We start from the raw sequence: 22,451 nt of genomic DNA, 5'->3' as shown, positions 1-22,451 counted from the left end.
GGACGCCGGCTCAGCTGGCGAGAACTGAGCCCCTCAGGCACTGGGCGCTCGCGTCTCGGCAGGACACAGCGCGTCCCACGGACGCAGGCCCGGCGGCTCCGCTGAACGCCGAGGCGGTTATCGCGGCTAGACGAACAGCGGGACCGGGTTCAGCTCGCCCTCGGAGAGCGGGCGATCGCGCCACCCCAGCGCGCAGGGCACCTGATAGAGCCTCCCCGGGCCGAACCGGGGCCAGAAATGGCGTAGCCCTGGGACGATCACCTGGGCCACGGGCAAGCCGATGTCGGGGCGGGTCTTGTCCACAGCGATGAGCTCCAGGCCCGCCTCGTCGAGGCGCCTCATGCATTCCTCGATGTCAGCGCGCAGATCGGGGCCGCAGATCCGGGACAAGCTCCCCGCCGCGATCCGCGGGAATTCCGGGTGGGGGAAGAGATGCGCTCGGTCAGGCAGCCGCTCGAGGTCCCACGGCGCCCGGCGCGTGCCGCCGGGATCGAAGAGCTGGTTCAGCTCGGTGAGCGATCGCTGCACAGCGAGGCGCGGGTCGAGGTGGCAGCCGAACCCGATGCTGAATCGATCCTCACGGGCGTCGTGGGCGAGCGCGACGCAGGTGGGGATACCGAGATCGTGCGTCAGATCGAGCACCCAGACGGCCCAGCCGAGGCGATCATAGTCCGCCTGGAGGGCTTCGAAGTACGGGTCCCGGAAGCTGTCGAGCGCGATGGCCGGGCGCGCGACCCGGTTGTACCACCAGACCGCGGCGGCATCGCGCTCCACGAGCTCGAGCAGGCCCTGCAGCACGGCCTCTTCGAGGCAAGTGCCGGCCGCCACGCCGTTGCTGCAGGGGCCGCAGAACGCGGTGCCGCTCTCGGCCGGGGCCTCGGCGTAGCAGTAGGCCAGCGGCACATAGCGCCGCTCGCGCTTGCTCAGCGACCAGGCCGGGGTCCAGTCGATCCTGGTGCCGGCATCGAGCGGCTCGGGTATCCACTGGCGACGATCCGCTGCCCGCGCGTTGAGGTGAGCGCGCTCGCGGTACTGCGCCTCGCTGAAGTTCAGCAGATCGCCGAGCGAGAGCGCCGCCGGGCCGAGCTCGGCCTCGCTTGCGCGGACGCGCGCCTCGTCCCCCTGGTAGACGCCGCTGTAGCGCTCGAGCGCCTCGCAGAGCGCGCTCACCCTGGCCTGGTCCGCGCTGCGCCCCTTGCCGGCGCAGCTCTTGTCGAAGACGTTGGTGCGCGGGACGTCCTCCCGAGGGCAGGCCAGGTAGCCGGACGCGTACACGGCGCGGAGCTCGGTGTCCCGCCCCGGCATCGGCACGAGGTATGTCACGGCTCCGGTGATCGGGCTGACGAGGTGCTGATAGCGCTCGTAGGTCCGCCGCGGGGTCTGCCGGCGATATCCACCGTCCTCGTAATGCGCCTTCTCCACCGGCTGCAATTCGACCGGGCGCTCGCCGACGGCCGCCATCCGCGCCGGATCGCCGCACGCCGGGCACTGCGGCCTCCGGACGACCGCATGCGCGGTGATCTCGAACGTGGCCAGGTCAAGGGCGAGCACCCGGGAACCGAGCGCCTGGGGAGCGCTGGTGTCCTCCCTGGCGAGCGCGCGGGCGATGGCCGAGGCGCCGAGCCCGCAAGCGGTCCGTACGCTCGCCTCGGTGGCCGCCCTCGGGGGAGGGACGTGGCCTTCGTGCCCCCGGCGCCGGCGAACGAGCTCCTCGACCGGGCGGTTCTGGCGCATCCAGAACGCCAGGCAACCCCAGCAGGGGCCGGCGCCGGGCTCGAAGACGGGCCCGATGAGCGGCTGGACGCCGGCAGGCTTGATCAGGAACCAGCGCGCTCCTTCGCGCAGCGCGCGGCGGTTGATCGAGGCCAGCTCGGGCTGCAAGTAGTCGTCGGCCACGACCACCTGCACCGCCGCATCGCCGTCGATCCGCACGCCTGCCTGTTCGAGCGCCTCGGTCATCCACCCGGCGGGAGCGGCTTCGCCGACGGCCAGGACCGACACCGGAGTCCGGCTCAGGGCCTCGGCGGCCGCCTTGCCGTCGAGACCCACCCCATGCCAGAACGCCGCGTGCTCGGAGGGCAGCTCCGGCGTTGCGGGGACCAGGTAGCCACGCGCCGCGAGCCGGCTCAGGGCATACAGGGTCTCAGGCTCGGAGAACCGATCGCGCGCGGCGCGCAGGATCTCGTCGACCGTGCGCCGGCCGTTGACGAGCGCGGCCACCTCGGCGGCGCAGGCGCCGGAGACGACGAAGCGCTCGCGCTCGCCGATCAGGAAGACCACGCCCGCATCCATGCGCTCGACGCGCAGCGTGGGCTTGAACGCCAGAACCTGGCTCAGCTCCAGAGGATCCATCGTCGTTCCTGGTTTCACCCGCCGATGAGCAAGTGCAAGTGGCGCGCTCGAGGAGAGCGACCGCTGGATGGCCGGGGATCGCCTCGCTCCCAAGACCCGCCAGAATCCTGGCCGAGCGGCGTCGCACGCGGGCGTTCCACTACATCCCCATGAGGCCGCAAGGGCTCTCCCAGAGGATCGCCCGCAGCGCATCATCCCCGAGCGCGCCCCGCAACGCCATCACCTCGTCGACCATCGGGGCGTGGGCAGGAGCGCGTGCTCGCCCAGGCGGTTCATCCGCCTGGCCAGCGACTCGGGCGGCCTGAAGGGCGCGAACGGCTCTCAGCGCCCGGCCCAGCTCCAGCGGATCCATCGTCGGTCCTGGTCTCGTCCCCCGATCAGCAGCAGCAAGTGAACGGGTACGCTGCTCCCCTCGCGTTGTATACGGCGAGCGCGATGGGCTCGGAGTCCACGTTGCTCGGCTTCGTGGGCAGATAGAGCTTGAGCGTATGAGGCTGGAGCGAACCCCAGTACGACGGATGGTCCTTGTCGAGCGGAGATCCCGGCGGATGCCACCGGGCTGCGCCGTCCTCCTCGACGCGCAGGCTCATCGTCCAGGGTAGCCTGTAACCTCGGATGGTTCGCAGCGCCGAGGCAAGGTCGATCGTGAGCGCTCGTCGAAATTCCTGGTCGCTCCAGGCTTTGGCCATCGCCGCGAGCAGCACGACGTTGAACTCGGCGAACAAGCTGTCGTCGGGAACGAAGCCCCCCGCAGGAGGGCCGCTGTGGAGGCCGACACGCTCTTGACCCGCCTCTTCGCCCTCATGACAGCACCCCGCGTGCTCCCGCCCTCGTTCGGGGCGACGGACGAGCTGCACCCCGTGGTCCGCCCGCATGTTGAGCCCGCCCCCTCTGTCCTGAGGGCGCGCATGAACCCCGTGCGGATCGTGCTCCCGGCTCGATTGATCGCTGAACAGCGACGGGCGCTGCTTGTAATAATCCCCGAGCGCCCTCGCGTAGTCCTCCGGACGGAGGTCTTCCCGCAGATCATCGTACCCTGGACGAGCTGCGGAACGCTTGGGCGCGAGCGGCAGGCGCAGCGTCAAGCAGTCGAGCAGGTCGCTGGGCCAGACCCACTCATCGTGGATCCACCTGAAGTCCTCGTCCGCTCGTGCGATCTGAAGCTCGCACGTCCTTGGCCATGGCCAGATATAGCCAAATCGATCCTTGAGCGCGGAAGCGGGGTTGCCCCCGGTCAACTCCTTGCCAAAACCGTCCGGATCGGCCCATGCCTCTGCGATCGCGCGCAGGTACGTCGAGCGAAACTCCGTCAATTGGTTCGTGCTCATGAGCCCCTCTTTGCTTGACCGTCGTTCGCGATGAAGTGTGCGCGGAGTAGCTTAATGGGCGCTGGTTCACGCGACCGCTGACCTCGTTGCTCAGCTGCATATACTCGATCTCGTCGAGGCGCCAGAGCCAGTAGGGCAACCACCCGCAGCCCGACTCGACGAAGCGATGGCTCGCAGATAGGCGGCGCGCAGGTGGGTAAAGGGAGCGGCGCTGCCCCCGCCGCCGCCCTCAAGGCTCGTTGTCGGCATCGGCATCGGAAGAGCGCATGTCAGGTGTTCGACGGAGCCTCGTGCACCAGCGGTCGATCAGCACCGATCGGAGCAGCGCTCCTGCGCTCGCAAAGCCGAAGAGCGCGGCGTAGGTCTCCAGATCCTCGGGAACCGGCTTGCCGAGCCGCTCGTTGAAATACCACCGCCACAACGCGTCCGTGTCGCTCACGCCGCTGCCCGCCAGATCCAGAGCGTCCAGCCGCTCACCCGCCATCACGGCCTGCTTGGCGCGAGCCTGCTTCTCGAGACGCCCGTAGCAGCCCATGGCGCGTAGCTGGTCGACGAGGTGACGGCGGACCTCCGGCTCGCACACGGCGGCCGTCCAGCGGAGCTTCGCTTCTCGTGCCATCAAGTCGGCGAAGGACTTGGCGTCGAGCCCCTGCTCGCCGAGCCACGCGCGGGTCGAGGGCCCGGTGTACAGCCCTCGCTCACGCCGGAACTCCATCGCCGTGCGTTCGAGGTGTCCAGGGCCGACCTTCACCCCGTTGCGCTCCGCCGCCTCTTCGGCGAGGCCGCGCAGCAGCGCGCCCCGGATCGCGAGGGTGTAGAGCGGCTCGTCCCCGAGCAGGCGCAGCTCGTCGAGCAGGGCTTCGACGTCCGCGCTGGGGTCAAGGTCGAGCCGAGTCGCGCGCATGCGATCGAGGGCCCGCTCCCAGACGTCGGTACGTTGGAAGATGAAGCCGGGCTCCAGCGGTCCTCGATGCATGGCGCACGCGGCCTGCATGGCCTCGATCATGGCGAGCGCGTCGAGGCGCTTCTGGTCCACGCGCCCGGCGGGGAGCCACCGCTTCAGCGCGTCGAGCATGTGCGGGGCCTCCTGCGCGGCTCGGGCCGCCTGGAGCACCGCTGGCCAGGTGCGATCGGGGTAGAACAGGGCTCTGGAGATGGCGACGAGTCGCTCGGCGAGCGCCGGATCGCAGATATTCGCCTCGACGGCGGCGCCGAGCGTCGCACGGATATTGACGAGGGCCTCCGACGTGCACCGATAGCCGTGCTCGGCGGATGCGTGCGCGACCGCGACTTCGTCGTCGGCGCCGAGCGCGCCCGAACGATAATGCTCGAAGATCCGGCCCACGCCGACCATGCCGAAGTCGGCCAGCTCGGCGGCTCGGAGCGCGCCCATGCTCGACGCCCCGAACACATGGACGCCCTGGGACATCGCCCAGAGGATCTCCTTGTGCCAGACCGCCGGGACGCGCTCGAAGAAGCCGTCCACGATGCCAATCCCCCACGGTCGCTCGCGCGCGGCCCGGTAGACGTCTCCTTGGGCGACGGGCGGCAAGACCCGCAGCTCCGGGAGCCCGGGCACCTCCGCGGGCGGAAGGCTGGGCCCGGTGAACAGGACGATCACGACGACACCGCCTGCGCGCGCGGTCCAGGCGTGTACCCAGGGGCATCCCACATGCTTTCCAGCCCGGGCACGACGACGCGGACGACGGGCAGTCCGAGCTCTGGCCGCGTGAGATCCACGACCGCGACCTGGCGGAGCCCTGCGCTGCGCAGCGCAGCGAGCACGGCGGCGAGATCCTCGTCGAAGCGCTCGCTGAACCCGTCGCTCGCGGCGCCGAAGGAGCGCCGCCGCCCCTCGAACCGCTCGATCTCCGAGCGCGCCGCGGCGATCCGCGGCGGCGACCGAAACAGCTCGTACGAGGCCCGGTCGACGTCGTCGCGCGCCCCCGCGATGGCGGTCAGACGGCTCTGGGCGGCCTCGGTCAGGGCGCGCGCCAGGGCGACGGCGCGGGAGCGGTGGCACCCCTGACCGCCGCTCACGTAAAGGACGCGGCCCGGGTGAGGCACGCGGTCGACGATCTCCGCCACGAAGACCGGCAGCCCGAGCTCGCTGCTCGCGTCCCACACGCCCACCGCGAGTTCGGCCCGATCGAAGCGGGCCAGCACGTCGCGGCAGGTCGGATCATCCACCGTATCGAGATCCAGGCGCGTCCGCGCGCGGCCCGCCGGCCCGGCCGCGCGCCAAAGCGCCACGGCGTCGCGCTCGACGACCTCGTAGAGCCCGTGGAGCACGGCCTCGAGCCGGTGGTTGCCCGATGCGAGCCCCGTCGACGTGGTCAAGAAGCACCCGCTGCCGGGCGGCAGCGGCACGGTGTAGTCGGAGTGGACCACCTCGAGCGGCACCCACAGCGGACCGCCGCTCATGACGTCTTCACCCTCGATCCAGAGCATCTTATGATGAGGGTGGAAGGAGCCGATCGAGAGCCGCGGCAGCCCGGCGAGATCGACGAGGCGGTGCCGCGCCGAGAGCTCCGCAGCGGTGCAGAAGAGGAGCGGCTGCAGGATGTGCTCGGCGTGCCACTGCTCGATGGCCTCCATCAGCCCGGACGCGCGCGCGGCGTCGATATCGAGCCCTTTTCCCTGCGAGACCGACACGGATCGGGAGTTGGGTCGGCACACCATCACCACCGGGATCCCGACGACGTCCAGCCCGGTGACGTCGGCGACCCGGGTGATCCCCATGGCGCGCGTCATCGGGAGCACCCGCTCGACGGTCTCCGCCGGGCTGACCAGGCGGTGCGTGCCTCGGAGAAAGGTCTTGTGCGTGGAGGGCGGGGTCATGTCGTCAGGATCTCGCAGCGAGCGGCGCGGGCTCAGGCGCCCTCGGCTACCGGCGCCTGAAGCTGGTGAGGTTGACCAGGTAGGTGCCGCAGAAATCCGAGCTCACCGGTACTTTCGGTGCTTTCTCGTGTCCTGCCCGCGCGTCCATGTCCACCAGCTGCTGGGGATCCGGCTCGTCCGCCACATGTCCTATCTGCGCGCCCATATCCACCAGATCGTTGCACCACGATTGTACTGAATCTGCTGGCCTGCGATAGCGCTTCTTCGTCAACACGTCCGAGGGCACCTCGTAGTACAGGGTCTCGGTACCCTCTTTGTTCGGCACGGCCAGGATCATCGTAAAACCCCAGCATTGGTCATCCGGCGCCTCTTTATCACCCCTCGTGTCCTCCTTTGCCGCGCCGGTCGTGCTCCTGTCGTCCGTCGTCCCCTTCTGTGCCGCGCTGGTTGCATTCTCATCCTTCATCGTCTCCTCCTTTGTCACGTTGGTTACTGTCCTGAACCCCTCGAGCTCTCGCCCGTGCTCGGCTGGCCGGCGCCCGCAAACAGCAGCGAGTCGGCCTCGCGAGCATCCGGAATGTCGGTGATGCCCGACCGGAGCCGGCGGAGCCGCTCGACATCGTCGAGCTCCACGCGCCCTTCAGCCCTGCGCAGGCGAACGAGAGCCACCTGCGCGCGCAGCGCGAAGAGCCGGGCCCTCTGCGCCTCGGCCATGTCCCTCGCGCTCGCGAACGCGGCCGCCGCCTGCCCTGGGTCTCCTCTGGCCCGCCACACCTCCCCGAGCAGCCGGTGGAGCTCCGGATGGTAGCAGCGCTCCTGTGTCGTGAACGTCTCGCCGAGCGCCTCGTCGATCGCCTCGCGGGCGCCCTCGACGGCGCCGGCGGCCAGGCAGGCGTCGGCGAGATGCGTGGCGTAGAAGGTGGTGACCATGCCCGAGCCCATTCGCCGCCAGCGCGCGATGGCGCCTCGGACGCGCTCCAGTCCCTGCTCCGCCTGTCCCGAATGGACCATGGCCCAACCCCCCAGCGCATCGGCGAGCACCATGAACGCGGGGAATCCATGGTCGGCGGCGACCTTCCCAAGCGCGTCGGCGTACCTCTGCGTGTCGGCCACCTCGCGCCTGAGGTGGTGGATCCACGCGCCGATCTGATAGGCAATGGCGATGGTGAAGGGGTGCTCCGTCGCTTCCGCCGCGGCGATCGCATCCTCGTAGATCCGCACCGCGCCATCCGGCTCGCCGCAAATACACGCGCTCATGGCGTGGGTCACGCGCACGACGATATTCGGATTCCAGCCATAACGCGCCATGTAGGCGGGCAGCTCTGCCGGCTGGTAGAGTTCGATGACACGCCGGTGGTGATGCTCGCCCTCGGTGTGGTCCCCCAGCCACGTGGTCACGTTCGCCAGGATGAGCGACGCCTGCGTCAGGGCGACGACGTCATTCGTGTCCTCCGCCAGCTTCGCGCACTGGGTCGCGATGTCCCGGGCCGCCGTGAGATCGCCGCGGAACAGCGTGAACATGGCCATGCCGTGCAGCGCCTGGCTCCCCCGCTCCCGCTCGCCGGTCTGCGTGGCGAGCTCGATGGCTCGATCGTAAATGCTCTTGACCTCGGGCGCCGACCAGCCCTTGGTCGTGATCAGCGCCGGCATGATGATACCGTTCAGCCCGAGCTCCATCTCGGCTCGCTCGTGCTCCTGCGCTATGGCCGGCAGCCACGCGATGGCCTGCTTGGCCCCGGTGATCGCCTCCACGTACGCCGACCGAGCCAGCGCCGCTTGCGCCGCCTTCTGCGCGTAGCCCACGGCCTCCCGCATCTGCTCCGCCGCCGCGTGGTGGTGCGCGAGCAGATCCGGCCGCGTTCGGACCACCTCCGGAAACCCCTCCTCCAGCGTCTTCGCGATGCGCGCGTGGCTCCGCTGCCGCGCGCCGGTGGACAGCGACTCGTACGCCGCGTCCCGCACCAGCGCGTGCTTGAAGCTCCCCACCGCGTCCTTGCCGCGCCGCCTGCGCAGCACGATCCCCGCGCTCATCAGGCGCTCCAGATCCTCTGCCACCGCCGCCGGGCCGAGCGGGCTCGCGGCCGAGAGCACCTTGACGCTGAACTCCCGGCCCATCGCCGCCGCGAGCTGGGCCGTCTGCTTGGCGCGCGAAAGACGATCCAGCCGCGCCGTGAGCAGCGCCCGCAGCGTCCCCGGGATCGCCGCGCCCGAGAGCGGCCGGGTCAGCTCGTAGCGATCCTCCCGCTCCACCAGGAGCCGCGCATCGATCATCATCCGGAGCAGCTCCTCGGCGAAGAGCGGCACCCCGTCCGCGCGGTCTGCGACCTGCTCTATCACGGCGGGAGGCAGCGCCTTGTGGCCCGAGAGCCCGGTGAGCATCTCCTCCATGTGCGGGCGCTCCAGGCGGCTCAGCGGGAGCAGCAGCATGTCGGCCGTCGAGAACGACGGTGAGAACTCCGGGCGAGCCGTCATGATGACGCACAGGGGGACCGCGGGCGCCTCGCGAACGAGCTGGGCGAGGAACTCCATCGTGGTGGGGTCGGCCCAGTGCAAGTCTTCGGCCACCAGGAGGACGGGCCGCTCGTCGGCGATCGCGAGGAGCAGCGACGCCACGGCCTGGAGCGTCAGCGCCTTGTGCCGCTGCGGCGAGACGTCGAGCGGGGCGTACGGTTCGCCGAGGGGCAGGGAGAAGAGCGGCACGAAGAGCGGCATGGCCTCGGCCAGCGTGAAGCCGTGACCGGCGAGCTCCCGCTCGATCCGCGCGATCTTGCCGCCCGCGTCGGGCTCCTGATCGAGCCCGAGCGTGCGCTCGAGCAGATCGACCACCGGACGGAGGGGGCTGGTTTGCGTGTCGGGCGAGCACCGCGCCTCGAGAAAGGTGTGGGCCTCGCGCGCCAGCCGATCGCGCAGCGCGCGCGCCAGCCGGCTCTTGCCGATGCCGGGCTCGCCCGTGATGAGGATCGACTGGCCCGCCCCCTCGCACGCGCGGCGCCACCGCTCCGCGAGGAGCCCGGTCTCCTGATCTCGGCCGGAGAGCGGCGCCTTCGAGCCGTCGGGGGTCGGCCAGCTCGCCGCGGCGCCGTGCTCCTGCCGGAGGCGGTAGGTCTCCACCGGCGCCGCGATCCCCTCGATGGCGCGGCCCCCTTCGCTCTCGAGGTCGAACGAGGCGCGCAGCAACGCTTGCGACGCGGCGCTGACCGCCACGGATCCCGGCGGCGCCAGCGCGGCGAGCCGCGCGGCGAGCCGCGGGGTGGCGCCGGTGACGAGGCACGCGCCGTCGAGGTCCCCCAGGTTCCCGTCGACGACGAGGCCGGTGTGGAGGCCGACGCTCACGTCGATCCGCGCGCCCGGCGCGGCGCTGCGCGGGTCCTCGGCGTCCTCGGCGCCTGCCATCGCCAGCGCCGCGCGGGCAGCGCGCCTGGCGTCGTCCTCCGCCGCGCTGGGGTAGCCGAAGTAGACGAGCAGATCGTCGCCGAACGCCGCGGCCACGTACCCGCCGTGGCGGCGCCCGAGGTCCGCGCAGCGGGCGAGCGCCGCGCGCAGGGGGTCGTCCAGCCGCTCGACATCGACGGCGTCGAGGGCCTGCGCGACGGCCGCGCGCGCCCTCACGTGACAGCAGAGGGCCGTCAGCTGCCGGCGCTCGCCGTCGAGCGCGGGCGGAGCGGGCTCCCTCCGCCGGTCGAGCGATGTGGCGACACTCGCGATCGAGGACAGAGACCGCGTGTCCCCGCCGGCCGGGCGGCCGCTGGCGGCGAGCATCGCCTCGCGCGAGAGCCCGCGCAGGTTGCAGGCCTCGAGCGCCTCGAAGAGCCCGCGGGCGGTGACGTCGCGCGCGCCTTCGTCCTTGCGGAGAGCACGGGCGAGCAGGTCGCCCAGGGGGTGGTGCTCGAGCGCGGCGGGGATCGGGACGGGATCGGGGCCGAGCAGCCGGTAGAAGATCTCGGCCTCCGTGCCGCCGTACGCCGGCTTGCCCGTGAGGCACTCGAGGAAGACGAGGCCCCACGAGAACAGATCCGCGCGCGGCGAGGCCTCGGCGCCGCGCCACTGCTCCGGCGCGCCGTAGCCGGGCGTGCCCAGCGCGTCGTGGCTGCCGGTCAGGCGCGTGGATCGCCCGTCGTCGAGCGTGGCGCCGATCCCGAAGTCGAGCACCAGCGCGTTGCGGCGGGCGCCCGTGGGGATCACCATGATGTTGCTCGGCTTGAGGTCGCGGTGGACGACGCCCGCTGCGTGGGCGCAGGCGAGGGCGTCGAGCGCCTGGAGCATCAGGTGCCGCGCCTCGGACGGCGCGAGCGCGCCCTCTCGCTGGAGCAGGGCGGCGAGGTTGTCGCCAGGCGCGAAGGCGAACGCGGCGTAGAGGGTCCCGTCTCCTGCCTGCCCCGCGTCGACGAGCTGGACGATGTTGGGGTGGTGGAGCTGGGCGCAGAGCCGCGTCTCGCGCAGGAAGCGCGCGGTCCGCCGGTCGGCCTGCGCGGCGCCTCCCTGCTCGGCGAGGCGCAGGATCTTCAGGGCGATCGGCTGCCCGGTGGTGAGCTGGCGGGCCTTGTGCACCACGCCGAAGCCGCCCTCGCCGAGCTTGGCGAGGATCTCGTAACGCCCGTCGAACGTGGCGCCTGGCGCGAGCGCGGCACCGTCTGCGGCATAGCACTGCATGCTCGATCTCGTGGTCGCTGGAGGCGCTCGGAGAGCGCTGGCACCGCGCCCTCAGGGCTCCTTGTCGGCGTCGAGCACCGCCAGGAGCTCCGGGTCGACCTCACCTCCCAGCAGGTCCAGGACCTCGCGCACCCGCGAGAGCTCGCGCCGCAGCGTCCGATGATGGTTGCGGTTCTTGAGCAGCATCTCCTGGCCGAGCAGCGTGAAGGCGTCGTCACGGTTGCCCGTCCGCTGCACCGCCGCGCCGAGGACCATGCCCCGGAATGCGTCGGTCAGCTCGAGCGGGAGCGGGGCGCCGCCGCCGCGGCGTCGCTCGGCCTCGTTCACGAAGCTGAGGGCCGCCCGCCAGAGCAGCTTGGTCAGCGCGCTCGGCTCGGCGTCGCCGTCGAAGGTGAGCGCGCGCTCGACGTGGCGCCGCTGGATCACCAGATCGCCGCCGAGGCCGCTCTGCCCCGCGAGATGGAGCGCGTAAGCGCGCCGGACGATGTTGTCGAGCTGCCGCAGGTTGCCCGGCCAGGGCGCGGACACGAGGAGCTTCATGGCGTCGGGCTCGAAGCGCGCCGCCCCCTTGCCGTCGGCCTCCTGATGGCGCCGGTTCAGCATGTAGTCGGCCCAGCGCGGGAGCTCGTCGAGCCGCTCGGCGAGCGGGAGCAGCCGCACCGGCAGCACGTTGATGCGGTAGTACAGGTCCTCGCGGAAGCGGCCGGCGCGCACGGCGGCCCGCAGATCGGCGTTGGTGCCGACGAGGAGGCGCGCGTCGGCGCGGCGCTCCCCCGCCCCGTCATCGCCCAGCATCCGGTAAGCGCGCTCCTCGATGAAGCGCAGGAGGCCCGCCTGGGCCTTGAGCGAGAGCTTGTCGATCTCGTCGAGGAACAGCGTGCCCTTCGCGGCGCGGGCGACCGCGCCCGGGTTGTCCTTGACCGCTCCGGTGAAGGCGCCCCGCTTCCAGCCGAACAGCTCGGCCATCTGCAGGTCCTCGGGCACGCCGAGGAGATCCAGCGATTCGAAGGGCTGGCCCCGGCGCTGCGAGTGCTCGTGGCACCAGCGCGCCAGCCTGGATTTTCCGGCGCCGGTCGGGCCGGTGATCAGGATGGTGTCGTCCCGCGGGGCGAAGGCGCGGAGCAGCTCGACGAGGTGCGCGGTGCTCTGACCGACGACCGGCAAGAACTCGTCCGGGCTCGCCGGCTCGTCCGAGCGAACGGGCAGCGCGCGGGCGGCGATGAAGGCTCCGGCGATGCTGGCGAGGATCGCCAGCTCCTCGTGGCACTCCGCCCAGGGGAGCTCGAGTCCGGCGGCCCCCCTGCAGCTCACCTCGATCGCGATCATGCCGTCGACGCTGCCGCCCGGCGCGCGCAGCGGGACGACATGGACGTGGGTCGCGTCGCGACCGAGCATCCGCTCGCGCGTCGCGTCGCCGGGCATACCGGCCGCCTCTGGCGCGTGGCGGAGCGCGATGGCCCCGTCCGGCATCCACGAGCGGAGCGAAGCGCGCTGGACGTCGATCGAAACGGAACAGCGGTGCTTCTCGATCCAGCTCCAGACGCTGCCGGAGGTGAGATAGCCGGTGCCTTCGATGCGCGCGCCGCTCGGGCGGTCGATGCCGAAGAGGCGCTGGTAGCTGTCCTCGGGACGGAGGTGGACGACGCCACGCAGGATCCGGGCGCGGCTGGCGAACGGGCTGCCGGCGAGCGCCTCCTCGACGCAGGTGAACATGGCCTGGAGGACCGCCGTGGCAGCCTCGTCGAAGTACGTGGCCGACACCAGGCGGGGGACGAGGGAGATGAAGCTCTCGTCACGGGACGCGGTCACGGTGGGGAGCAGAAGAGCAGGAGAACGGGGGCGGGTCCAGGTGGAACGAACAGGCTCGCGTCTCCCGCGGACGCAGTGCGTCCGGGCGGGACGCGAGCCCCTTCTTGCCTCGGAGGCCGTGGCAGCGCCGGCGCTGCTGCTCGGCGTCGGTGCTGGAGCCGGAAGACGCCAGCTCCTGCAGGCGTCACCTCGTTTTCTCGAGCGGGCGTGAGAAGATGAGCACCGGCAGCCCGCTCACCGGCACCACGCTCTCGTCCACCAGCGTGAAGCCGTGCTTGCGGTAGAACGCGGCGTTGCGCGGCTGCTCGGTACGCAGGACGCAGGTCGTCCACCGCTCCGAGAGCACCGCGAGGGTGCGCTGGAGCAGCCGGCCCCCGTGTCCGCGCCCGGCCAGCGACGGCTCGACGCCCAGCGTGCCGAGGTAGACGCTGCCTTGCCCGAGAAAGAGGCGAACGCGGGCCATCGCGGCGTCCTCGTGCGCCGAAAGCCGCCACCACACCGCCGGTGGGGCGACGAGCATCACCTGCCACAGGCCGCTGCGGACGACGTCTCCGAGGCCCATGCCCGCGTGCGCGGGAGGCTTCCAGTCCACCGAGCCGACCCCGGGCTCGAACAGCCGCCCGCCGTGCCGCTCCGCGTGCGCCAGCATCGCTCCGAACACCGTGGTCATCGTTTGCTGTCGCCGGGCGGGGTCGGGCTCCGCCCAGGAGATGAAGGGATCTTCGTGAAACGCCCTGGCCAGTATCTGCGCAGCAGTCATGCGCCCACCATGCATTCAGGCGTTTGTCCGCGTGCGCCAGTTGCTTGTCTTCGCGCGCCACGTGGTACCGTCGCGGCATGCCCGTCGTCGCCGCGACCGCACAGGCCATCTCCGAGGCGCTGGGTCGCTTCGGGGTCGATGTTCCGCGGCTGAAGATTGGCCCCATCCACGACGACCTGGCGCTCGCGACGTTGTGGGCCCGGGCGATCGCGCGCACGGGCCGGCGGACCCTCCCGCTCGAGGTGGGGCTGACGATGCCGCTGGGCACGATGGGCGTGGTGGACTACCTCGCGGCGTCCTCGGCGACGGTGGGGGCGGCGCTCACGGTGGCCCAGCGGCTCTTCCCGCTCGTCGCGCCCGGCGTCCAGTTGCTCATCGAGCGGCTGCGGAGCGGCGTGCGGCGCGTGGTCATCGTCAACCAGCCGCCCTTCCCGGGGGAGCTCGAGAGCGACCTGCTGGTGCTCGGCATCGTGCTGGCGCGGATGCGGGCGCTGGCGAGCCGGTCGCTCGAGATGCCGTCGCTCGAGCTGGCCGAACCCAGCCCCGAGCCGCGCGCGCGGTGGATCGAGCTGCTCGGCGTGGCCCGTTTGCGGTTCGGCGCGCGGCGCACCGCGCTGCGCTTCTCCTCGGGCGACTGGACGACGCCGCTGCGCAGCGCCGACCCGCGGCTGCTGGCGACCCTCGAGGCCACGGTGGGGGCCGAGCAGCGCACCAGCGACGCGCTGCTCGTGGCCGTGCGCGCCCTTGCGCTGCAGCGCCTCCCCGGCACGCCGACCCTCGGCGAGGTGGCCTCGGCGCTGGGGCTCAGCGTGCGCTCGCTGCAGCGCAAGCTCTCGCTGAGCCGCACCTCGTTCGTGGAGGTGCTGGACGAGGTGCGCCGCGATCGCGCGGAGCAGCTGCTGGACGAAGGGGCGCTGACGCTCGGCGAGATCGCCGCCCGTCTGGGGTTCGCCGAGCAGGCCTCCTTCACGCGCGCGTGGCGGCGCTGGCGCGGAGAGGCCCCGTCACGGAGCCGCCGCCACGGATCGGCGCCACGCCACGGCGAGGCCGGTGAAGCGCCGCCGTGCGCGCCCGCGCCGCGCTGCGTGACCGAGAAAATCGGGTGATCCGGCTCGTCCACCGCGGGGCGCCGGAGGTGATCTGGTAACGTTTCGAGCATGCGGATCGCGGCGTGGATCGGTTGCGCCTGGTGGACGCTCGGGTGCGTGGCGTGCGGCGGCTCGTCGAGCGACGGCGGCCCCCCGGGCGCTGGCGGCGGAGCAGCCACGGGCACCGCGACGACCGGGACCGGCGGCGCCGCCGCGACCTCCGGAGTCGGTAGCTCTGCGAACGGCGCGAACGGCGCAGGCGGCGCGAACGGCGCGGGCGGCGCAGGCGGCGCGAACGGCGCGGGCGGCGCGGCCGGCGCGCCGCGCGAGCTGCACGTGGACACGAGCTCACCCGAGCTCAGCGAGATCCGGTTCAAGCCCAGCGAGCTCGATCCAGAGGTCTCCGACCGCGACCTGGAGCAGGTGGCCCTCCTCGACACCCGGGTCGCGCGGTTCGCGGGCAAGCTCGTCGTCACGCTGTCGGGGAGCAGCCAGCCTCCTGGCCCGCTCGACCTCACCCGCTTCGTCGCCGCGCGCGGCTTTCACGCGTTCGCGGTCGCCTACAAGAACGACTACAACATCGTTCAGAATGATCCGGACACGTTCGGCGACGCGCGGCTTGAGGCGTTCGACGGTCAGGACCACACCGCGCTCATCGAGGTGACAAGGGCCGACAGCATCGAAGCGCGGCTGGCGAAGGCGCTCGCGCACCTGAAAGAGGTCCACCCGCGAGGCGACTGGGGCTACTTCCTCGAAGACGACGGGAGCCCGCGCTGGTCGGTCATCATCTTCAGCGGCCACTCGCACGGCGCGAGCTCGGCCGCCCGCATCGGCAAGGTCGTCAGGCTCGATCGGGTGGTGTCGCTGGCCGGGCCGCGCGACACGAACCCGGTGAGCGCCACCTGGCTCTCGGAGCCGTCGGCGACGCCCGTGGATCGCATGTTCGGATTGACCGGCGAGCGCGATGAGCAGCACCCGGATCACCTCGAAGCATTCGACCTCATCGGCCTGCCCGGCGAGCTCGTCGAGGTGGACGTCCCGGGCGCGGCGCCGCCGTACGGCGGGTCGCACCGGCTCGCGCTCAAGGACGGCGACCACGGAGCCGCCGGTAATTGCGGCGCGCACGTCGCCGTCTGCGAGGCGATGTTCGGCTTGCCGCTGCCGTGATGTCGCGCTCCCCGTCGAGTGAGGCTGCCAGCTCGTGCGCGACAACGTCCTGCGCTGCCTGTAGTCTCGACCGGATCGCTTTTCCCGCGGCGACCGCGGGCCTGACGATCGGAGGTCGAACGTGAAACGGTCTTTCCTCGCCCTCGCGGCGGCGTTGCTCGCGGTGGGCTGCTCGGCGAAGTCGAGGACGTTCTCCGGCGAAGAGCCCCAGGGCGCGGGCGGGAACGACGGCGGGGGCAGAAACGACGGCGGCGGCGGCGCGGGCACCGGCGGCGGGAGCGACGGCGGCGGCGGGAACGACGGCGGCGGGCCGCTGTGCGTCGGCGTGGACTGCAGCCACCTCGACGGCGGCTGCATGCGCGGCGTGTGCATCGAGGGCGAGTGCTTCGCCCAGCCGCGGCGAGCGGGGACCGAGTGCGCGGCCGCGGCCGGCGAGTGCGACGCGGCCGACACGTGCGACGGCGCGGGCGAGTGCGTCGCAAACCGGGCGCCGGAGGGCACGGCGTGCACGGGGTGCCCGAGCGGGGCGTGCGGCGGCTGCGCGATGGGGGTGTGCGCCGATGGGCCCGCGGTCACCTGCGGCCTCCGCTTCGCCGACGTGACCGCCGCCTCGGGCCTGCCGGCGACGACAGGCAGCTCGGTCGTCGCGTGGCTCGACGTCGAGAACGACGGCGACCTCGACGTGTTCCTGCGCGGCAGCGGCCTGTACATCAACAACGGCGCGGGCGTGTTCACGGAGGGGGCCGCCGCGCGCGGCATCAGGGACCTTGGCACCACCTCCGAGCATTACCCGGTGATCGCCGCCGACTTCGACAACGACGGCGACATGGATATCTTCGTCGCCAACGACACCCGCTACGGCACGATCCCGAACCGGCTCTATCGCAACGACGGCAGCGGCACGTTCATGAACGTCGCGCTCTCGGCCAACCTCGAGCTCACGGCGACGACGCCCGGCCCGGCGGTGTGGGTCGATCACGATCGCGACAACGACCTCGATCTGTTCTTCGGCTCGGAGTTCGGCGCGTCCGGCATGTTCCGGAACGACGGTGCGCTGCCGTTCGCGGATGACAGGGCGCGCTTCAGCACCTTTCTCCAGGGCGACAGCGCGGCGTGGGCCGATCCCGACGGCGACGGCGATCTCGACCTCTACATGGCCACCGGCTCGACCGGAGACGGTAACCGCTTCTTCCGATTTACATCGCCGAGCTGGACGGACGTCGCGACATCGGCGGGGCTCGAGGACACGCCGGCGGCCAGCTCCCGCTGGGGCGGCGCGACCTGGATCGATATCGACGCCGACGGCGACCTCGATCTCCTCTCGGTGCGCGACGGGGACGCGGACGATCTGCTCTATTACAATGCCGGCGCGGGCGCGCCGTTCTCCGGCGCCATGGCGGCGAGCGTGGGGCTCGGAGACGGAGCGTTCATGAGCGCGAGCGTATGGGCCGACTGGGACCAGGACGGCGACCTCGACGCGTACGCAGGCGGCACGCTCTACCGCAACGACGCGGGCACGTTCGCGGCCGCCGGCGCCTCGCTCGGGATCACCGCGCGGCAGGTCGGCTCGTTCGCGGACGTCGACGGCGACGGCGACCTCGACCTGCTCACCACGAGCTTCGGAGAAACGGCGCTCTACCGCCGCGACGTGACCGGAATGCCTTGCCGCGCGCCCGGCTACGCGGTCGTCCGCGTGCTCACCGATCGCGACGGCAATGCGACCGACGCGAACGTGAGGGAAGACCGCGACGCGATCGGCGCGCGCGTCGACGTGGACCTCGACGGAGACGGCGACTTCCGCGCGGGCGGCTATACAGGGGCCGATCGCGTGGCGACCTACCTGGTGGGCGCCGGCCAGTGGGGCAACCGGCAGCAGAGCCAGCTCCCGCTGGTCATCGGGATGGGGGCCGCGGCGTCGGTCGATATCCGCGTGACGTTCCCCGACGGCTCGGTGGTGACACGCAACGACGTCGCCTCGGGCGCGCGCATCACGATCAACGATGTCTGACGAGGGTGGTAAACGAGATCGGCGCGATCCGGAGTGGCGGGTCGATTGTCCAATGCGGGCGCAAGGCGCACTACCCCGAACCGGGTCATCCGCCCGGTTCGGAAGGTGACTTGACAAATGCCGGGCGAAGATCGGAGTTTGGTGTCGATGCCTCAGGCGCGCGGCGCAGCACGGTGGACCGCGGGGTGGCTCGCGGCGGTGCTCGCTGCTGGCTGTGCCCAGATCCTGGGCGTGGACTGGGATAGCTACACGCCTCCCGGAGCGCACGGGGGAGGTGGCACGGGCGGCGGCTCCGCATCTGGCCACGGTGGCCAGAGTGGCGGCCCCGAGCAGGGGGGCGGCGGAGGAGTGGCCGGAGGCGACGCGTCCGGTGGCGGCGGCAGCGGCGCCAGCAGCGGCGGAAGCGGCACAGCCGGTGACGACGGCACAGGCGGATCCGGCGGTGGCACCAGCAGCAGCATCTCCGGCGGTGGCGCCGGCGGCAGCGGCGGCTCCGGCGGTGGCAATAGCACCAGCACCAGCATCAGCAGCAGCGGCTCCGGCGGTGGCAATAGCACCAGCAGCAGCTCCGGCGGTGGCAATAGCACCAGCACCAGCTCCGGCGGTGGCGCCGGCGGCAGCGACGGCAGCGGCGGCTCTGGAGGCGGCGTGACCGCCCCGAGCTGTGCGACCAGCCCGCCTGAGACAGGCCCCCTCTGCGGGCCTCCTCCCGGCATCAGCTGCTGTGATAGCCGCGAGGTCCCGGGCGGCACGTTCAACCGGAACAACAACCCTGCATTCGCCGCGTCGGTCAGCAGCTTCCATCTGGATACGTTCGAGATCACCGTGGGGCGATTCAGAGCCTTCATGGAGAGCGGACACGGCGTGCGGACCTCGCCGCCCGCCGCCGCAGCGGGAGAGCACCCGAAGATCCCGGGGAGCGGATGGCAGTCCGCATGGAACGAGGCGCTCCGCCCGGACGCCACCTCGCTCTCGGCAGCGCTGCGCTGCACCAGCATGACCGCGACGTGGACCCCAACGGCTGAGCATAACGAGGCGCTGCCGATCAACTGCATCACCTGGTACGAGGCGTTCGCGTTCTGCATCTGGGACCGCGGGCGGCTGCCCACCGATGCCGAATGGAACTACGCAGCTGTCGGAGGGAACATGCAGCGGAAGTTCCCCTGGGGCGACGTGATCACCCATGACCACGCGGCGTACGCCTGCACGATGCCGTGCGCCTTGAGCAGCCTCCTTGAGGTCGGCTCGCTGCCGCAGGGGCGGGGACGGTGGGGCCAGTTCGATCTCAGCGGCAACGTCTCGGAATGGGCGCTGGACTGGGCCGTCAACTACACCGTTCCCTGGAACGACCAGGCCCAGCTCTCGGACGTGGCCGGCGACAATCAACGCACCCGTCGAGGCGGCTACTACGCCTCGGATGAATACACGGTGAGCAACGCGCACCGTGGCACCGACCCTCCGACGGTGCGCGGCCCCTGGACCAGCGCGCGTTGCGCGAGAGATCTCCCTCCCTAGCTAACGCCGCGCCCGCAGCGCGCCGAGCCGCGCTCGCGCCTGCTCTGCGGAGATGGATCGCGGGCGCGCCTTGCCCCAGCGCTCGAGGACAGCCTCGTACGCCGCAGCGGCGCCGCGCAGATCGCCTGTCGCCTCCAGGGCCATGCCGAGGTAGAGCCGCGCCTCCGTTGTCGAGAACGGGTCGGCCAGTGCCGCGCACGAGCGCGCCACGCGCGTCAGCGGCCCGATCGCCTCCTGCCCCTGCCCCACGAGCGCGTACACCTTGCCGATGTGCAGATCGAGCAGGAGCCACCGGCCGCTCTCCAACGGGAGCGGCTGGTCGAGCGGCATCGTCTTGAAGGCCGCCGCCGCGTCGGCCGCGGTCTCCACGCCGGCGGCGTACGCCTCGGTCCAGAGCAGCCAGCGGTGCTCCGGCTTGATCTCCTGCGCCGCGGCGCGCCACTTCGCCTGGACCCGCTCCAGCCACGCCGAGCGCGCCGCGTCGTACGCCTCCTGCGTCATCGACGCTGCCCGGCGGCTGTACGGCAAGAACGCGATGGTCCAGTCGGCCGTGGTCGCCGGCTCGGACCAGGCGCTCATCCGGCGGAGGAAATCGTCCGCCACACGCCCGGCCTCCCGCGGCAAACCCATCTCACGGTAGAGCTCCGCCAGCCTGAGGGCCGGGCTCGCGTGCGCGTCCTGATCGTTCCTGCCGGCGACTTCCCGCTGCCACGCGCGGGCATGCTCCACCGCCAGCTCGAAATCGCCGTCCAGGACCGCGAGCGAGATCCGATCGAGCAGCTCCTTCGCCCTCCGCTCGCCCTCGGGGACCGCCGCCCACCCCTGCTCCAGCGCCACGAGCACGCTCTCGCGCGGCGCGCCCCGCGCGTGGAGCGCCAGCGCCAGGTGCCGGTGCGCCGGCGCCGCCTTCGGATCGATCGAGAGCCAGCGGCGCGCGTGCTCCTCGACTTGCTGGCAATCGCCCTGGCGATGGAGGAGGCGAACCCGGTTCGCGAGGCAGAGCGTCGCGCCGGGAGCCGTCTCGGCGCACGCCTGGTAGGCGGCGAGCTCCGCCGCGACATCCCCCTTCATCCCGAGCGACTCTCCCTTGGACCCCCACGCGAGCACGTGGCCCCGGTCCAGGGCGAGCGCCCGATCGTAGGCCTCGATGGCGGCGTCGAACCGGAGCTGAGCGAACCTCGCCGCGCCGAGGTACACGAGGAGCTCCGGATCGGCCGGGAACCTCGCGACCGCGGCCTCGAGCCGCCGCTCCCATGCGACGGCGTCGGAGGGCTGGCGCACGTACGGCTCGGCCGCGTCGAGCAGCGCCATGTCGCGCTCGCCGAGGGCGGCCCGGTGCCGGAGCGCCAGCTGGAAGTGCTCGCGCGCCACGGCCGGCCTCTGTCGAAACGTCCAGATCGCCACGCGCAGGTGGCCGGCGCCGAGGCCACGATCCAGCGCCACAGCGCGCTCCATCGTGCGCGCGGCCACGTCCGGCGCGCCGTCACGGTAGGCCTGCAGCGCCTCCTGGTAGAGCGCCGCGGCCTCCGGGTTGCTCGAGGCGGGGCGCGGCGGCTCCGGGGCGGCGACTGCCGCGCCGCTCGGCCGGGGCGGCGGCTCCGGGGGACGCCGGAGCACCGCGACCGTGGCGCCGGCGACCGCCGAGGCCGCGAGCGCGAGCGCGACGAGCCCGCGCCGGCCCGGCCGCGCGCGCTCGTCGCGTGCGGTCCGCACAACGACGGCCTCGCCCGACGCGGCCCCAGCCCCATGGTCCGGCCGCGGCGCAGGCTCCGCACCGGCTGCCGCGGACGGCGCGCCATCGGGGCGCGGCGACGCCGGGTCGGTCCGGTACGGCACGGTCGGCTCGAAGCCGATCCCCGCGGGCGTGCCCGCGTGCTCGGCGCCTGGCGCAGGGCCGCCCCGCGCGTTCCCGCTCTCGACCCGCGTCTCGGCCTCTCGCGCCGCGGGCGGCGAGCGCGGCGGGAGGCTCGGCAGCTCGGCCTCGAGCCCCTCGGCGGCGATCAGCGCGCGCCAGAACGCGCCGGCGTCGGCGTACCGGTCACGCGGAGCGACGCTGAGCGCCCGCGAGAGCACGCGCTCGACCGCGTCCGGCGCCGAGACGCCGCGCGCCCGCAGCGTGGGGCGCAGCGCGGGATCGACGACCACCGAATACAGCTCGACGATCCCCTCCCCCTCCAGCGCCCGAGCGCCCGTCACGAGCTCCACGAAGACGAGCGCGAGCGCGAAGACATCGGTCCATGGCCCCGTCGCGCCCCGCTGCTTGTCGAACTGCTCCGGAGCGCCGTAGCGGGGCGTGAACACCGACGGCCCCTGCGCGGTGCTCGCGAGCGCCGCGGTGCGCGAGCGCTGATCGCCGATGATCTTGGCGATGCCGAAATCGAGGACCTTGAGCGTCCTCGCGCCCCCCGCCTCGGCGAGGAAGAGGTTCTCCGGCTTGACGTCGCGGTGGGCGATGTTCTGCTCGTGCGCCACCGCGAGGGCGCGCACCGCGGGGTCGAGCAGGAGGATCGCCTCGCGGCGGGACAGGGCGCCGCCGCCTCCGGCGCGCAGGCGCTCGAGGTGGCTGGCGAGCGTCTCGCCGTCGAGCCACTCGAGCACGAGATAGGGCACGCGAGCGCCCTCCTGGGTCGTGAAGGCGCCGATGTCGAGCGCCTGGACGATGCCGGGCGAGAGGCGCGAGAGCTGGAGCAAAAGCCGCCCCTCGTCGCGCAGCCGTCGAACGAAATCCTGCTGCGCCTCGGGCGAGAGCTCGTCGGGCAGCTTGAGGCACTTGATCGCGACGGGCGCGTCGAACCCCTCGTGCACGCCGCGATAGACGACGCCGAACCCGCCTGCGCCGACGGCGGAGAGGACACGGTATTTGCCGTCGATCGTGGTCCCGCAGAGCCGAAATACGTCGCGCTGGGCGCCGGACATCGGCGGAAGTATACGCC

Annotated in this window: 13 protein-coding genes and 1 pseudogene; 4 read left to right on the top strand and 10 right to left on the bottom strand. The window is 72.1% G+C overall.

Annotation, left to right across the window (positions count from 1 at the left end; genetic code table 11):
- Positions 1-126: 126 nt before the first annotated feature.
- The 9 genes and pseudogenes from WME97_RS01260 to WME97_RS01220 all read right to left on the bottom strand — a co-directional run bounded on the left by WME97_RS01260 (position 127) and on the right by WME97_RS01220 (position 13,740).
- On the bottom strand, positions 127-2,352 hold the full coding sequence (locus tag WME97_RS01260) for a TOMM precursor leader peptide-binding protein (RefSeq protein ID WP_437548814.1): 2,226 nt from the start codon (positions 2,350-2,352) through the stop codon (positions 127-129).
- Between the two features lie 377 nt (positions 2,353-2,729).
- Positions 2,730-3,680, bottom strand: a complete 951-nt coding sequence (locus WME97_RS01255; RefSeq protein WP_437548812.1) for a BMA_0021/BMA_0022 family TOMM bacteriocin — start codon at positions 3,678-3,680, stop codon at positions 2,730-2,732.
- A gap of 46 nt (positions 3,681-3,726) precedes the next feature.
- Positions 3,727-3,843: pseudogene (locus tag WME97_RS01250) on the bottom strand (amidohydrolase family protein); the annotation flags it as partial.
- Positions 3,844-3,909: 66 nt separating this feature from the next.
- Complete coding sequence (locus WME97_RS01245; protein ID WP_437548810.1) at positions 3,910-5,301, bottom strand: TfuA-like protein; 1,392 nt, start codon at positions 5,299-5,301, stop codon at positions 3,910-3,912.
- Positions 5,298-6,521, bottom strand: coding sequence for a YcaO-like family protein (locus tag WME97_RS01240; RefSeq protein ID WP_437548808.1), 1,224 nt, complete (start codon positions 6,519-6,521; stop codon positions 5,298-5,300). Before WME97_RS01240 ends, WME97_RS01245 begins: the two co-directional genes overlap by 4 nt.
- Before the next feature lie 46 nt (positions 6,522-6,567).
- Positions 6,568-6,987: a hypothetical protein gene (locus WME97_RS01235; RefSeq protein ID WP_437548807.1), complete on the bottom strand. Its 420-nt coding sequence runs from the start codon at positions 6,985-6,987 to the stop codon at positions 6,568-6,570.
- Between the two features lie 23 nt (positions 6,988-7,010).
- Positions 7,011-11,171 carry a TOMM system kinase/cyclase fusion protein gene (locus tag WME97_RS01230; protein WP_437548806.1) on the bottom strand — a complete coding sequence of 1,387 codons (4,161 nt, stop codon included), beginning with the start codon at positions 11,169-11,171 and terminating at the stop codon, positions 7,011-7,013.
- A gap of 51 nt (positions 11,172-11,222) precedes the next feature.
- Positions 11,223-12,980: a sigma 54-interacting transcriptional regulator gene (locus tag WME97_RS01225; RefSeq protein ID WP_437548804.1), complete on the bottom strand. Its 1,758-nt coding sequence runs from the start codon at positions 12,978-12,980 to the stop codon at positions 11,223-11,225.
- 184 nt (positions 12,981-13,164) lie between these two features.
- Positions 13,165-13,740 carry a GNAT family N-acetyltransferase gene (locus WME97_RS01220; protein ID WP_437548802.1) on the bottom strand — a complete coding sequence of 192 codons (576 nt, stop codon included), beginning with the start codon at positions 13,738-13,740 and terminating at the stop codon, positions 13,165-13,167.
- 77 nt (positions 13,741-13,817) lie between these two features.
- On the opposite strand from WME97_RS01220, the gene WME97_RS01215 reads away from it, so the two are divergent.
- The 4 genes from WME97_RS01215 (at position 13,818) to WME97_RS01200 (ending at position 19,518) form a co-directional block, all read left to right on the top strand.
- Complete coding sequence (locus WME97_RS01215; RefSeq protein WP_437548800.1) at positions 13,818-14,846, top strand: AraC family transcriptional regulator ligand-binding domain-containing protein; 1,029 nt, start codon at positions 13,818-13,820, stop codon at positions 14,844-14,846.
- Positions 14,847-14,897: 51 nt separating this feature from the next.
- Positions 14,898-15,995 carry a BPSS1187 family protein gene (locus WME97_RS01210; protein ID WP_437548799.1) on the top strand — a complete coding sequence of 366 codons (1,098 nt, stop codon included), beginning with the start codon at positions 14,898-14,900 and terminating at the stop codon, positions 15,993-15,995.
- A gap of 121 nt (positions 15,996-16,116) precedes the next feature.
- On the top strand, positions 16,117-18,003 hold the full coding sequence (locus WME97_RS01205) for an FG-GAP repeat domain-containing protein (protein WP_437548797.1): 1,887 nt from the start codon (positions 16,117-16,119) through the stop codon (positions 18,001-18,003).
- A gap of 147 nt (positions 18,004-18,150) precedes the next feature.
- The gene (locus WME97_RS01200) at positions 18,151-19,518 is read left to right on the top strand and encodes a formylglycine-generating enzyme family protein (RefSeq protein WP_437548795.1); all 1,368 of its coding nucleotides are present in this window, start codon (positions 18,151-18,153) and stop codon (positions 19,516-19,518) included.
- Here WME97_RS01200 and WME97_RS01195 read toward each other — a convergent pair whose 3' ends face one another.
- Entirely contained in the window at positions 19,519-22,434 is a 2,916-nt protein-coding gene (locus WME97_RS01195; protein ID WP_437548793.1) for a protein kinase domain-containing protein, read from the bottom strand. It lies immediately after the preceding gene.
- Positions 22,435-22,451: the final 17 nt, after the last annotated feature.

This window comes from Sorangium sp. So ce367 (assembly GCF_051520455.1).
Lineage (GTDB): Bacteria > Myxococcota_A > Polyangia > Polyangiales > Polyangiaceae > Sorangium > Sorangium cellulosum_B.
The sequence above is the reverse complement of the archived record's forward strand: the minus strand, read 5'-3'. Positions and strand labels throughout refer to the sequence as shown.